This window comes from Mycolicibacter sinensis (assembly GCF_001673565.1).
Taxonomy (GTDB): domain Bacteria; phylum Actinomycetota; class Actinomycetes; order Mycobacteriales; family Mycobacteriaceae; genus Mycobacterium; species Mycobacterium sinense_C.
Genome location: NZ_LZMF01000005.1, coordinates 100,225 through 113,564 on the forward strand (window position 1 = coordinate 100,225; position 13,340 = coordinate 113,564).

At 69.7% G+C, this 13,340-nt stretch carries 10 protein-coding genes; 1 reads left to right on the forward strand and 9 read right to left on the reverse strand.

Annotated elements, in window-relative coordinates:
- Positions 1-359: 359 nt before the first annotated feature.
- The 9 genes from pyrF to A5648_RS24775 form a co-directional block, all read right to left on the reverse strand.
- A complete protein-coding gene (gene pyrF, locus A5648_RS01060; RefSeq protein ID WP_065022758.1) occupies positions 360-1,187 on the reverse strand; it encodes an orotidine-5'-phosphate decarboxylase in 828 nt (275 codons plus the stop codon).
- Positions 1,187-4,528 carry a carbamoyl-phosphate synthase large subunit gene (gene carB / locus A5648_RS01065; RefSeq protein WP_065022759.1) on the reverse strand — a complete coding sequence of 1,114 codons (3,342 nt, stop codon included), beginning with the start codon at positions 4,526-4,528 and terminating at the stop codon, positions 1,187-1,189. The genes pyrF and carB overlap by 1 nt, the downstream gene beginning before the upstream one ends.
- On the reverse strand, positions 4,528-5,652 hold the full coding sequence (carA, locus tag A5648_RS01070; protein WP_065022760.1) for a glutamine-hydrolyzing carbamoyl-phosphate synthase small subunit: 1,125 nt from the start codon (positions 5,650-5,652) through the stop codon (positions 4,528-4,530). The genes carB and carA overlap by 1 nt, the downstream gene beginning before the upstream one ends.
- Positions 5,649-6,191, reverse strand: coding sequence for a transporter (locus A5648_RS01075; RefSeq protein ID WP_065022761.1), 543 nt, complete (start codon positions 6,189-6,191; stop codon positions 5,649-5,651). The genes carA and A5648_RS01075 overlap by 4 nt, the downstream gene beginning before the upstream one ends.
- Entirely contained in the window at positions 6,188-7,480 is a 1,293-nt protein-coding gene (locus tag A5648_RS01080) for a dihydroorotase (protein ID WP_065022762.1), read from the reverse strand. Before A5648_RS01080 ends, A5648_RS01075 begins: the two co-directional genes overlap by 4 nt.
- Positions 7,477-8,454, reverse strand: coding sequence for an aspartate carbamoyltransferase catalytic subunit (locus A5648_RS01085; protein ID WP_065022763.1), 978 nt, complete (start codon positions 8,452-8,454; stop codon positions 7,477-7,479). Before A5648_RS01085 ends, A5648_RS01080 begins: the two co-directional genes overlap by 4 nt.
- Positions 8,451-9,014, reverse strand: coding sequence for a bifunctional pyr operon transcriptional regulator/uracil phosphoribosyltransferase PyrR (gene pyrR / locus A5648_RS01090; RefSeq protein ID WP_065022764.1), 564 nt, complete (start codon positions 9,012-9,014; stop codon positions 8,451-8,453). The genes A5648_RS01085 and pyrR overlap by 4 nt, the downstream gene beginning before the upstream one ends.
- 108 nt (positions 9,015-9,122) lie before the next feature.
- On the reverse strand, positions 9,123-9,788 hold the full coding sequence (locus A5648_RS01095; protein ID WP_109470642.1) for a peptidase: 666 nt from the start codon (positions 9,786-9,788) through the stop codon (positions 9,123-9,125).
- A 46-nt stretch (positions 9,789-9,834) separates the two neighbouring features.
- A complete protein-coding gene (locus A5648_RS24775; RefSeq protein ID WP_165607282.1) occupies positions 9,835-11,988 on the reverse strand; it encodes a PGRS repeat-containing protein in 2,154 nt (717 codons plus the stop codon).
- Between the two features lie 149 nt (positions 11,989-12,137).
- Between A5648_RS24775 and A5648_RS01105 the strand changes: the two genes are divergently transcribed.
- The gene (locus A5648_RS01105) at positions 12,138-13,340 is read left to right on the forward strand and encodes a serine hydrolase domain-containing protein (RefSeq protein WP_065022766.1); all 1,203 of its coding nucleotides are present in this window, start codon (positions 12,138-12,140) and stop codon (positions 13,338-13,340) included.

A 13,340-nucleotide genomic window follows, 5' to 3' on the forward strand; every position in this document is an offset into this window, starting at 1 on the left:
AGTTCGCCGGCAGGAATTCGCCTGCCGCGAACGACCTACCGGGCTTTCTTCTGGTGGTGCCCATCGTTTCACCCTGGTCGCGCGAGCGCGGGTTTCTCCGGATAACCGGGCATAGCCGCTGGGAAAAGCCCGGCTGACAGCCTGGCCACAGCTTACCTTTGAGTTTTCCCGAGGAGTCTCGTATCTCCTACTGCCGGTTAATGTTTCACAGTGACCAGAGATTGCGTTCACAGCCGCTTCGCGGGGTCGACCGATTACCTTCAAGCACGACCGGCCGATGCGAGCGGAGTCGGCCCCAGTACCTGATGCGCAAGCGGCGGGTCACCGAATCGGTGGCCCGCCGCTGGATTTCCGGCTCGCTAACCCGCCAGATACGCGACGGCGTCGCGGAGCCGCTCCCCCGCCGCGCGCAGCGCATCGACGTCGGGGCCGGCGCGCAGCACCTCGCGGGAGACGGCGGGCAGCAGCGTGCCCGAAGCGGCCCCGCCGAGTCCGGCCAGCTGCTCCGGGCGTCCGCCCTGCGCCCCGATGCCCGGCACCAGCACCGGGCCGCCCAAGGCACTCAGATCAGGGACGTCGCGCAGCGTCGCGCCGACCACCACCCCGATCGAACCGGGCTCCCCGCCGGCCGCCCCGTTGGCTGCAGCGGCGGCATCGACGATCGACTGCGCCACGCTGCGGCCGTCGCTCACGGCGCGCTGCACACTGGCCCCCTCCGGGTTGGAGGTGGCGGCCAGCACGAAAACGCCCCGCCGATGGGCGGCGGCGGTATCCAGCAGCGGGGCCAGCGATCCGAAGCCCAGGTACGGCGAGGCGGTCACCGCGTCGGCGGCCAGCGGTGACTCACCGGCCCAGGCGGCTGCGTAGGCGGCCATCGTCGAGCCGATGTCACCGCGCTTGGCGTCGGCCAGCACCAGCACACCGGCCTCGCGCAGCGCCGCGATCGTGCGCTCCAGCACCGCATAGCCGGCCGAGCCGTAGGCCTCGAAGAACGCCACCTGCGGCTTGACGACGGCGAAGCCGGCGAAGGCCGCGACGCAGATCTCGCTGAAAGCCGCCAGGCCCTCCGGTGTCGAGGCCAGGCCCCAGGCGCTCAGCAGTTCGGGGTGCGGGTCGATGCCCAGGCACAGCGGTCCGCGGGTCGCGGTCGCCTCGGCCAGCCGGGTGCCGAAACCCCGGGCAGCCACTAGTGCCCGCCGAGCGTGCTGTGCAGCTCCTGCAGGGAACGCACCCCGATATCGCCCCGGATTCCCGCTTCGATGCCCTGCACCGCCGCGGCCGCACCTTGGACGGTGGTCACGCACGGGATGTTGACGCTCACCGCCGCCGCGCGGATCTCGTAGCCGTCCACCCGCGGTCCGGAGTTGCCGTAGGGGGTGTTGATCACCAGGTCGACCTCACCGGCCCGGATCACGTCCACCGCCGACGGCAGCGGATCGCTTCCACTGGCTTCCTCGAAATGCTTGCGCACCACCTCGCACGGAATTCCGTTGCGGCGCAGCATCTCCGCGGTCCCCTCAGTGGCCAGGACCCGGAAGCCCAAATCCGCCAGTCGTTTGACCGGGAACACCAGCGACCGCTTGTCGTGGTTGGCCACCGAGACGAAAACCGTGCCGTCGGCGGGCAGCGACCCGTACGCGGCGGTCTGGCTCTTGGCGAACGCGGTGCCGAAGTCGCGGTCGATGCCCATCACCTCGCCGGTGGATTTCATCTCGGGGCCGAGCAGCGAGTCGATGCCGGATCCGTCCGCGCGGCGGAAGCGGTGGAAGGGCAACACCGCCTCCTTGACCGCGATCGGGGCGTGCGGGCCGACGCTGGCGCCGTCACCGCAGGCCGCCAGCAGGCCCTCGGCGCGCAGTTCGGAGATGGTGGCGCCCAGCATGACCCGCGCGCAGGCCTTGGCCAGCGGCACCGCGGTGGCCTTGGACACGAACGGGACCGTGCGAGAAGCCCGCGGGTTGGCCTCCAGCACATAGAGCACGTCGTCTTTGAGGGCGAACTGCACGTTGAGCAGCCCGACCACCCCGACGCCATGGGCGATGGCCTCGGTGGCGCGGCGCACCTTCTCGATGTCGCTGCGGCCCAGTGTCACCGGCGGCAGCGCGCACGCCGAGTCGCCGGAGTGGATGCCGGCCTCCTCGATGTGCTCCATGATCCCGCCGATGTAGACCTCGGCGCCGTCGCACAGGGCGTCGACGTCGATTTCGATGGCGTCTTCCAGGAACCGGTCGACCAGCACCGGATGCTCCGGTGTCAGCAATGCCGCCCGGGTGATGTAGCCGCGCAGCGTCTCCTCGTCGTAGACGATCTCCATGCCGCGACCGCCCAGCACGTACGAGGGCCGGACCAGCACCGGGTAGCCGATGTCGGCGGCGATCCTTCTGGCCTGCTCGAAGGTGGTCGCGGTGCCGTAGCGCGGCGCCGGCAGCCCGGCGCCTGCCAGGACGTCGCCGAATGCGCCGCGGTCCTCGGCCAGGTCGATGGCCTCCGGGCTGGTGCCCACGATGGGCACCCCGGCATCGGCCAGCCGCTGGGCCAGCCGCAAGGGTGTCTGCCCGCCCAGTTGCACGATGACGCCGACCACCCCGGGGCCGCCCTGTCCGGACTGCTGTTCGGCGTAGTACACCTCGAGCACGTCCTCGAACGTCAGCGGTTCGAAGTAGAGCCGGTCGGCGGTGTCGTAGTCGGTGGAGACCGTCTCGGGGTTGCAGTTGACCATCACGGTCTCGAACCCGGCCTCGCTCAACGTGATCGCAGCGTGCACGCAGCTGTAGTCGAACTCGATGCCCTGACCGATCCGGTTCGGCCCGGAACCCAGGATGAGCACCTTGGGTTTGGTGTCCTGGGGCGCCACCTCCGTCTCGGCGGCAGGGTCGAGCTCGAAAGTGCTGTAGTGGTAAGGCGTTTGGGATTCGAACTCCGCCGCGCAGGTGTCGACGGTCTTGAAGACCGGGTGAATCCCCAACCGGGACCGCAGCAGCCGCACGCCGTCCTCGCCGGCCAGTTCGGGCCGCAGCGCGGCGATCTGATGATCCGACAGCCCGCTGTATTTGCAGCGTCGCAGCAGATCCGCGTCCAGCACCGCGGTGTCGACGACCTCGGCGCGCAGCGCCACCAGGCCGTTGATCTGCTCGACGAACCACGGGTCCACCCCGGAGGCCTCGGCGACCTGCTCGACACTGGCGCCGAGTCGCAGCGCCAGCTCGATGTCGTAGAGCCGGCCTTCGGTGGGCGTGCGCAGCCGGGCCAGCGCATCTTGGGCCGTGCCGTCCGGGTCGGGCTTGGTCCAGAACCCGGCCCGATCGGTCTCCAGCGACCGCATCACCTTGCCGAGTGACTCGATGAAGTTGCGGCCCAATGACATCGCTTCGCCCACCGACTTCATCGTGGTGGTCAACCGCGGGTCGGCGCCGGGGAACTTCTCGAACGCGAAGCGCGGGGCCTTGACCACGACGTAGTCCAGCGCCGGCTCGAAACAGGCCGGGGTTTTTCCGGTGATGTCGTTGAGGATCTCGTCGAGGGTGTAGCCGATGGCCAGCTTGGCGGCGATCTTGGCGATCGGGAAGCCGGTGGCCTTGGACGCCAGTGCGCTCGACCGGGACACCCGCGGGTTCATCTCGATCACGATGAGCCGGCCGTCCTTCGGGTCCACCGCGAACTGGATGTTGCAGCCGCCGGTGTCCACCCCGACCTCGCGCAGAATCGCGATGCCCAGGTCCCGCATCTTCTGGTATTCCCGGTCGGTCAGCGTCATCGCCGGGGCGACAGTCACCGAGTCGCCGGTGTGCACGCCCATCGGGTCGACGTTCTCGATCGAGCAGACCACGACGACGTTGTCGTTGCCGTCGCGCATCAGCTCGAGCTCGAATTCCTTCCAGCCGTAGATGGATTCCTCGATCAGCACGTTGGCCGTCGGCGAGGCCGCCAGCCCGTCGCCGGCCATCCGTGCCACCTCGTCGAGGCTGGCCGCCAGCCCGGAACCCAACCCGCCCATGGTGAAAGAGGGCCGCACCACGACGGGCAGACCCAGTTCGGCGACGGTCTCCTCAACCTCGGCCATGGTGTAGCAGACCCGGGAGCGGGCCGATTCGCCGCCGACGCGGGCGACGATGTCCTTGAACTGCTGGCGGTCCTCGCCGCGCTGAATGGCATCGAAGTCGGCACCGATCAGCTCGACGCCGTAGCGTTCCAGCACCCCCTGCTCGTGCAGCGCGACGGCGGTGTTCAGCGCGGTCTGCCCACCCAGGGTGGCCAGCAGCGCGTCGACCTTGTTGCCGCGTTCGGCCTGCTGGGCGAGCACCTTCTCGACGAACTCCCAAGTGATGGGCTCGACGTAGGTGTTATCGGCGTACTCCGGGTCGGTCATGATCGTCGCCGGATTGGAGTTGACCAGGCTCACCTGCAGGCCCTCGGCCTTGAGCACCCGGCACGCCTGGGTGCCGGAGTAGTCGAACTCGCAGGCCTGGCCGATCACGATCGGCCCGGAGCCGATCACCAGCACGTGGTGCAGGTCGGTACGGCGCGGCATTACTTCTCCCCTGCCATCAGGTCGACGAACTGGTCGAACAGGTATTCCGCGTCGTGCGGTCCGGCCGCGGCCTCCGGGTGGTACTGCACCGAGAAAGCCCGGCCGTCAGCCAGTTTCACGCCCTCGACCACCCCGTCGTTGGCGCAGGTGTGGCTTACCACCGCCGCACCGAAATCGGTGTCGAAGCGCTGGCCTGCTTCACCCTCCAAGGCGAAGCCATGGTTCTGCGCGGTCACCGCCACCCGGCCGGTGGCGTGGTCGATCACCGGGATGTTGATGCCCCGGTGACCGAACACCATCTTGTAGGTGTTCAAACCCAGCGCCCGGCCCAGAATCTGGTTGCCGAAACAGATTCCGAACAAAGGGATCCCGGCGCCCAGCACTTCGCGGGTCACCGCGACCAGATGGTCGGCGGTGGCCGGGTCACCGGGGCCGTTGGACAAGAACACCCCATCGGGCTTCAGCGCGGCGATCGACGCGAAGTCCACCGACGACGGCAGCACGTGGCTGCGGATCCCGCGCCGGGCGAAGTTACGCGGCGTGTTGGTCTTGATGCCCAGATCCAGTGCGGCGACGGTGAACCGGTGTGGCCCGTCGGGGTCCACCACGTACTCGGTGTCGGTGCTGACCTGCCCGGCGAGGTCGGCGCCGAGCATCGACGGCTGCTCGCGGACCCGGCTCACCAACTCCTCGGGCGTTGCCAGTGCGTCACCGGAGAACACCCCGGCTTTCATCGTGCCGTGGTTGCGCAAGTGGCGCACCACGGTGCGGGTGTCGATCCCGGCCACCCCGACGATGTCCTGGCGCACCAGTTCGTCTTCCAGGGTTCCGCTGGCGCGCCAGTTCGAGGCCAGCGGCGACGGGTCGCGGACCACATAGCCGGCCACCCAGATCTTCTCGTCGCGGCTCTCACCGTCTTCGCGGTTCCACCCGGTGTTGCCGATCTGCGGGGCGGTCGCCACCACGATCTGGCGGTGGTAGCTGGGGTCGGTCAGCGTCTCCTGGTAGCCGGACATGCCGGTGGAGAACACCGCCTCGCCCAGGCTCTGGCCCACGGCTCCGAACGGCCTTCCGGTGAAGATCCGGCCGTCCTCGAGGACCAGGGCGGCACGCGCGTTGCTCATCGGTCTCCGTCCTCATCGGTTCGTTCAGCATCGTCGCCGGCACCCAGCCAGCGACGGTGGTCGGTGCGGTCGTCGGCGCGGAAGCCGGTGTCCATCTCCGTGCCCGACGGCAGTCGCCACCGGATCGCCAGCACGCCGTCGTGATTACGGGTAGGAATAGTGCGGCCGGCGATACCGCGCTCGGTCCGGACCGCGACCACCGAGTCCTCCGGAATCCAGATCGGCCGGGCGCCACTGCGCTGCACCATGATTCCCTCCGGGTAACGGGTCAGCACCGCCTTGGTGCGATAACCGAGGTCGCCGACCACCACCCGGTCGTTCCACTTCGGCGCCAAGGTGCAGCCCAGGTACAGGCCGCGGGTCGGGGCGACGGTAGGCGGTCCGACGGTGTCGGGAACCGGCGGCAGCGTGCCGATCAGGGCCTCCTGCAACTGGCCGCGGTGCCGCCAGCCGCGCATCATCAACCGGATCACCAATCCGATCAGCACCACCAGCACGAAGGCGAAGATCAGCGAGGCGACCATCGTGGGGGTGTTCATGCCGGACTCTTCCCGTCCCGGGCGGTCAGCCGGCCGCGCAGCAACGTCGCGGTGACGGTGGCGGGAAGGGTCATCGCCTCATACGGGGTGTTGGCCGAGCGGCTGGCCAGCTGCTCGCCGGTCACCACCCAACTCGCTTGCGCGTCCACCACCGTCAGGTTGGCCGGCTCGCCCACCTCCAGCGGCCGGCCCTGATCGGGCAGGCCGACGATCTCCGCGGGCCGCTCGCTCATCACCCGAGCCACGTCGCGCCAGGTCAGCAGACCCGGCTCGACCATGGTGGCCACCACCACCGACAGGGCGGTCTGCAGCCCGAGCATCCCGGGCCGGGCGGCGGCGAACTCGCAGGTCTTCTCGTGATCGGCGTGCGGGGCGTGGTCGGTGGCCACGCAGTCGATGACACCGTCGGCCAAAGCCTGACGCAGCGCGGCCGCGTCGGAGGCCTCGCGCAGCGGCGGGTTGACCCGGTTGCGCCCGTCGTAGTCGGCCAACCGGCTGTCATCGAGCATCAGATGATGCGGGGTGACTTCGGCGGTCACCGAGATCCCTTGCGCCTTCGCCCATTTGAGGAGCTCCACAGTGCCGGCGGTGGACGCGTGGCAGATGTGCAGGCGAGCACCGGCGTCGCGGGCCAGCAGGGCGTCGCGGGCGACGATCGACTCCTCGGCGACGCGCGGCCAGCCGGACAGTCCCAGCCGGGCGGCGTTGGGCCCCTCGTGGGCGACCGAGCCGACGGTCAGCCGGGGTTCTTCGGCATGCTGGGCGATCAGCACGCCCAGGCCGGTGGCGTACTCCAGGGCGCGGCGCATCACCAGCGGATCGGCCACGCACACACCGTCGTCGGAGAACATCCGTACCCCCGCGGCGCCGGCGGCCATCATGCCCATCTCGGTCAGCTGGGTGCCACCGAGCCCGACGGTGACGGCGCCGACCGGGTGCACATCGACCAGGCCGATCTGCTGTCCGCGCGCCCAGACATGGTCGGTGACCACCGGGGAGTCGGCCACCGGCTCGGTGTTAGCCATCGCGAACACCGCGGTGTAGCCACCGAGAGCCGCTGCCGCCGAGCCGGTTTCGATGTCCTCGGTGTATTCGCGACCAGGTTCCCGCAGGTGGGTGTGCAGGTCCACGAATCCGGGCAGCAGCACCTGACCGGGTGCGTCGATGACGTCACAGCCGGCCGGTGCAGCCAGGCCGTCACCGATCTCGGCGATCTGGCCGTCGTGCACCAGCACGTCGACTGGGTCACCTTCGCCATAGCACCGCACCCCGCGGATCAGCACGCTCACAACTCCACCTCCCCCGACGACGCCACCGAACCCGCGGATTCGCTGCCCACCAGCAGATGGAACAGCACCGCCATTCGCACGTGTACGCCGTTGGAAACTTGTTGCAGCACCGCAGATTGTGACGAGTCCGCCACCGACGAGGCGATTTCCATGCCGCGTAGCATCGGACCGGGGTGCAACACCACCGCGTCGTCGGCCAACATCGTCCGGCGCTTCTCCGAGAGCCCGTAACGCACCGAATATTCGCGGGTGGACGGGAAGAAGCCACCGGTCATCCGCTCGGCCTGCACCCGCAGCATCAGCACCGCGTCGGCAGCGGGCAGCTCAGCGTCGAAGTCGTAGCTCACGGTCACCGGCCAGTCGGCCACCCCGACCGGCAACAGCGTCGGCGGGGCGACCAGCACCACCTCGGCGCCGAGGGTGGCCAGCAGCTGCACGTTGGAGCGGGCCACCCGGCTGTGCACGATGTCGCCGACGATCACCACCCGCCGGCCCTCGATGCCGCCGAGCCGCTGGCGCAGGGTCAGCGCGTCCAGCAGGGCCTGGGTCGGGTGTTCGTGGGTGCCGTCGCCGGCGTTGATCACCGCCGGGCCGGTTTCCTCGGCGCCCGCGGTCCATTCGGCGAGCAGGTGTGCCGCCCCCGAGGACGGGTGCCGGATGATCAGCGCGTCGGCGCCGGCGGCGCGCAACGTGAAAGCGGTGTCGCGCAGCGACTCTCCCTTGTTCACCGAGGACCCCGATGCGGACACGTTGATCACGTCGGCGCTCATCCACTTGCCGGCGACCTCGAACGAGACCCGGGTGCGGGTGGAGTTCTCGTAGAACATGGTGATCACGGTGCGTCCGCGCAGGGTGGGCAGCTTTTTGACCTCGCGCCCGACCAGGGCTTCGGCGAACCGGTCGGCGTCGTCGAGGATCGCGGTGGCCTGATCAAGGCTCAGGTCGCCGGCGGCCAGCAGGTGCCGGGCGGTCATCGGGTGATCACCACCTGATCGCGGCCGTCGTGTTCGGCCAGCAACACATGCACGCTCTCGCCGCGCGCGGTCGGCACGTTCTTGCCGACGTAGTCGGCGCGCACCGGCAGTTCGCGGTGGCCGCGGTCGACCAGCACCGCCAGCTGCACGATCCGGGGCCGGCCCTGATCGCGCAGCGCATCCAATGCAGCCCGCACCGACCGGCCGGCGTAAAGCACGTCGTCGACCAGGATCACCAGTGCGTCGTCGATGCCGCCGACCGGGATGGAGGTGGTTTCCAGGGGCCGCGGTGGCTGGCGCATCAGGTCATCGCGGTAGAGGGTGATGTCCAGGGCGCCGTGGCCGATGTCGACCCCGCAGAATTCGCTGATCTTGGCGGCCAGCCGAGCGGCCAGGGTGACTCCGCGGGTCGGAATGCCCAGCAGCACCACTTTCGGCGCGTCGGAGCCGTCGAGAGCGGTCTTCTCGATGATCTGGTGTGCGATACGCGAAATGGTGCGACTCACATCCGCCGAGGACATCAACTCTCGGTCGGTGCTGGAATTACCGGCAGCGCCCATGGGAAACCGCTGGACCTCCTTCTCCGCCTCGCGGGACGGATCGTTAAAGGATGTCGAACTGCCGGGTAGCCTAGCACCCGCCGCGCCCCTGGCCTGCCGCGAGCTTCGTCAGTCTCCGATCGGGACGAATCCGCTGCCCGGTCCGTCGCCGGCGTTGACGTCGGCCAGGATCGCGCTGAATCTCGTCAAGTAGGTCAGGGCTCTCGGGAGGGTGTACCTGCCGCCCGGGGCGACGGCGCCGCCGTAGACCAAGCCGACCAACCGACCGTCCAAAGTTACTGGCGCTCCCACATCACCGGCCTCAAACTGCCCCCACATCGTCATGCGCGGCCAGCCGTCGAACCTGATGCGATCGCAGATGCCAGGGGTTGTGGGCCCGTACTTGCACACGAGCGAATCGAAGCCCGGGTCTGGGCCGATGCCATTGATCGCAATGCCGGCGTAGTCGGACACCGGGATGAGGTCGGGCACGTCGAACTTGATCACGCCGTAGCGAAGGTCGCCGTTGACGGCCACCACGGTGCCCACCGTTACGCCGGTTCCCGCGAGTGCGACGGCTGCCCCGGGTCCGCCGCACTGCGCTCCGGTGAAGCCCACCACGTCACCGGCCCGGTCGCGTCCGATCGTGGTCAAGGTGCAGTAGTTGTTGCCGTCGACGACGAGGACGGCTCCGCCACCCAAGAGCACCATCGCCGCCGCGGGAGGCACAACCGGCAGCGCGACGCCGAAGAACAGTGCGAGGGCAAGGGTGAGCCGCCAACGAGTGAACCGCACGACGTTCTTCCCTGAATTCAGCTGACGCCGTAGCTCACGTCACCTGTCAGCTGGATGGGTCCGGGGTGGATGCGCCATCAGTCCCAGGTGTTCCCGGCGTTCCGTCGGCACCGCCGTTACCGCCATTGCCACCGGGGTCCAGGTTGCCGTTGCCGCCGTTGCCGCCGTTGCCACCGGCCCCGTTGCCATTGGGGCCGACCTGGCCGCCGTTCCCGCCATTGCCTCCGATCCCGCCGGGGCTACCCAACGGGCCGGAGCCACCGTTACCGCCATTGCCGCCGACGCCACCGAGACCACCATCTGCACTGCCACCGGTACCGCCCGTCCCGCCGTAGCCACCGCTGGTGTCGGATCCAGTTCCTAACCCAACGCCTCCATTGCCGCCGGTGCCGCCGTCCCCGCCCTGGCCTCCGGTACCGGCGCCGCCGCCGCCACCGCCGCCACCACCGGCACGTGCCCAGCCGGCGCTGCTGTTGCCTTCCCCGCCCTGGCCGCCCGTGCCGCCGACTCCCCCGTCACTGGCGCCGCCGTTGCCGCCGACACCACCGCTGCCGCCATTTCCGCCATTGCCCAGACCGGTGCTGCCGCCGGTGCCGCCAGCGCCACCGTGGCTGGCAACCCCGCCATCGGTGCCATCACCACCATTGCCGCCGTTGCCGCCGGCCCCGCTGTCACGGCCGCCGCCCAACGGGCTACTCATTCCCCCCGTGCCACCGTTGCCGCCGGCCCCAGCGACGCTGCCGGCACCGCTGGCATCACCGCCATCGCCGCCGTTGCCACCGGCACCGCCGTCACGGGCGCTGCCAACTGCGCTGCCCACGCCGCCGATACCACCGTCGCCACCCTTACCCGCGGTGCTGTCGACACCGCTAGCTGAGCCGCCATTACCGCCGGCGCCACCGACACCACCATCGCGGCCACTACCCAGGGCACTGGCGGTGCCGCCTCCGCCTCCGTCACCACCATTACCGGCGGTGCTGCCGACGCCCTGAGCCGAGCCACCATTGCCGCCGGCGCCACCGACACCACCATCGCGGCCACCGCCCTGGGCGCTGCCGGGGGCGCCTCGACCACCGTCACCACCATTACCGGCGGTGCTGCCGTCACCGATAGCTGAGCCGCCATTGCCACCGTTGCCACCCGGGCCGCCATCGATGTCTCCCTGGCCGAAGACCAAAATGCCGCCCTTACCGCCATTACCGCCATCACCAGCGACACTGTCGGGACCGCTGGTAGCACCACCGTCTCCGCCATTGCCGCCCGCGCCGGCGCCTCTACCTAGCCAATAGCTGGCCTGACTGCTATCGCCGCCGTCCCCGCCGGCACCGCCGGTGCTGCCGACTCCGTCAGCGCTGCCGCCGTCACCACCGTTGCCGCCATTGGCACCGGCACCACCGATGGACAATATGCCCGGGGCGCGGCCGCTGGCACCACCGTTGCCCCCGGCGCCACCGGTGCCACCATCGCCGACCGAGTTTCCACCACTGCCGCCGTTGCCACCGTCGCCGTTGGTGCTGAACAACATTCCGCCACGGCCACCGGCGCCGCCGTTGCCGCCGTCGCCGGCATGTAGGCCATCCAGTCCTGCTCCGCCGTTTCCGCCGGCACCACCGTTGCCGATCCAGTTCGCAGCCCCACCGGTACCGCCGTCAGCACCGGCCCCACCATCACCACCGGCACCACCGTTGCCCAGCCAACCGCCGGCACCGCCAGCGCCGCCGGCCACACCGGCTTCGTCGCTGCTCCACCCGGTGCCGCCGTCACCGAAGATCCAGCCGCCATTGCCGCCGTCGACATCGGTCTCGGTGCCATCGACACCGTTGCAGACCAGGCCGCAGGCACCGCCGAATGCGAACAGCGGGTTGACGACGTCGTTGAGCTGCGAGCCGAACGGGCTGTCGATCCACTCCTGCATCGCTGCGTGCAGCGGCAGATAGAAGTCGTCTTGGAACCAGTCGGCGAAGTCAGTTTCGACCGCCGCGCCGGGCAGGTCGTCACCGGCGAACAACGACGCGAGGTCGAGAGTCGAAGCCGAGTCCAGTCCATTCCAGTACCCGGGATCGAACAGCGTGCCCCACGCGGCCGGGTCGAGCAGGTCGGCCATGAAGTCATCGAAGTCGGCATGGGCTACCGGCGCCACTCCGAACGCCGTCAACGCCCCGACAGAGGCACCCGCAGCAGCCACCCGCCGAGCGGCCACGGACCCATTTTCCTTAAGCCAACCTGAGATTTTCACGCCGCCTTTCTACCACGGAAGCAGGGCCACTGCATTTCGAGCGCAGGCCCAGACGACGTCGACGCCAAGGGCGGCGCAGCGGCGATCAGCTCCCCGCCGCTAGCCTGGGCCGGGTGAATCTCGACCCCAACCAGGCGTCGCTGCGGGAGGCCTGCGACGCCGGTCTGCTCGCCGGCGCGGTGACTGTGGTCTGGCAGCGCGGACAGGTGCTGCAGGTCAATGAGATCGGCTACCGCGATGTCGGCGCCGGCCTGCCGATGACCCGCGACACGGTGTTCCGGATCGCCTCGATGACCAAACCGATCACCGTCGCCGCCGCCATGGCCCTGGTCGATGAGGGCCGGCTGCGCGTGAGCGACCCGGTCGCCCATTGGCTGCCGGAGCTCGCCGCGCCGCGCGTCCTGATCGACCCGTCCGGGCCGCTGGATAAGACCACTCCGGCCCGGCGAGCGCTCACCATCGAGGACCTGATGACGCACCGCTGCGGTATCGGCTACGGCTTCTCGGTGTCCGGCCCGATTGCGCGGGAGTATCAACGGCTGCCGTTCGGACGCGGCCCGGAGGCCTGGCTGGCGGCGCTGGCCGCGCTGCCGCTGGTGGATCAGCCCGGCGAGCGGGTGACCTACGGGCATGGCATCGATGTGCTGGGCGTGGTGCTGTCCCGGATCGAGGGCAAGCCGCTGCCGCAGCTGCTCGACGAGCGGATCCTGGGACCGCTGGGAATGGCCGACACCGGGTTCTGCGTCTCCCCGCAGCTGCGCGGGCGCAGCGCCACCATGTACCGCCTCGACGGCGACACGCTGCGCGACGACGCGATGGGGCCGATGCCGATCACCATGCCGGCGTTTCCCAACGCCGGCGGCGGGCTGATGTCCACCGCTGATGACTACCTGGCCTTCGCGCGAATGTTGCTGGCCGACGGCGTATTCGGTGGCACCCGGGTGATCTCGGCGGAATCGGCGCAAGCGATACGCACCGACCGGCTCACCGACGCCCAGAAACGGCACCCGTTCTTGGGGGCCCCGTTCTGGGTCGGCCGCGGATTCGGGCTCAACCTGTCGGTGGTGACCGACCCGGCCAAGTCGCAGCCGCTGTTCGGGCCGGGCGGTGCGGGGACGTTCAGCTGGCCGGGCGCCTACGGCACCTGGTGGCAGGCCGATCCGTCCGCAGACCTGATCCTACTGTACCTGGTCCAGAACGCACCGACGTTGTCCACCGAGTCGGCCGCGGCCGTCGCGGGCAACACCTCGGTCGCCAAACTGCGGGTCGCGCAACCGAAGTTCGTGCGCCGGACCTACCGCGCGCTGGGCTTGTGA

Coding starts and splice junctions, on each gene's coding strand:
- carA (WP_065022760.1), bottom strand. CDS start 5,652: ATGAGCAACGCGCGTGCCGCCCTGGTCCTCGAGGACGGCCGGATCTTC.
- A5648_RS01075 (WP_065022761.1), bottom strand. CDS start 6,191: ATGAACACCCCCACGATGGTCGCCTCGCTGATCTTCGCCTTCGTGCTG.
- pyrR (WP_065022764.1), bottom strand. CDS start 9,014: ATGGGCGCTGCCGGTAATTCCAGCACCGACCGAGAGTTGATGTCCTCG.
- A5648_RS01085 (WP_065022763.1), bottom strand. CDS start 8,454: ATGACCGCCCGGCACCTGCTGGCCGCCGGCGACCTGAGCCTTGATCAG.
- carB (WP_065022759.1), bottom strand. CDS start 4,528: ATGCCGCGCCGTACCGACCTGCACCACGTGCTGGTGATCGGCTCCGGG.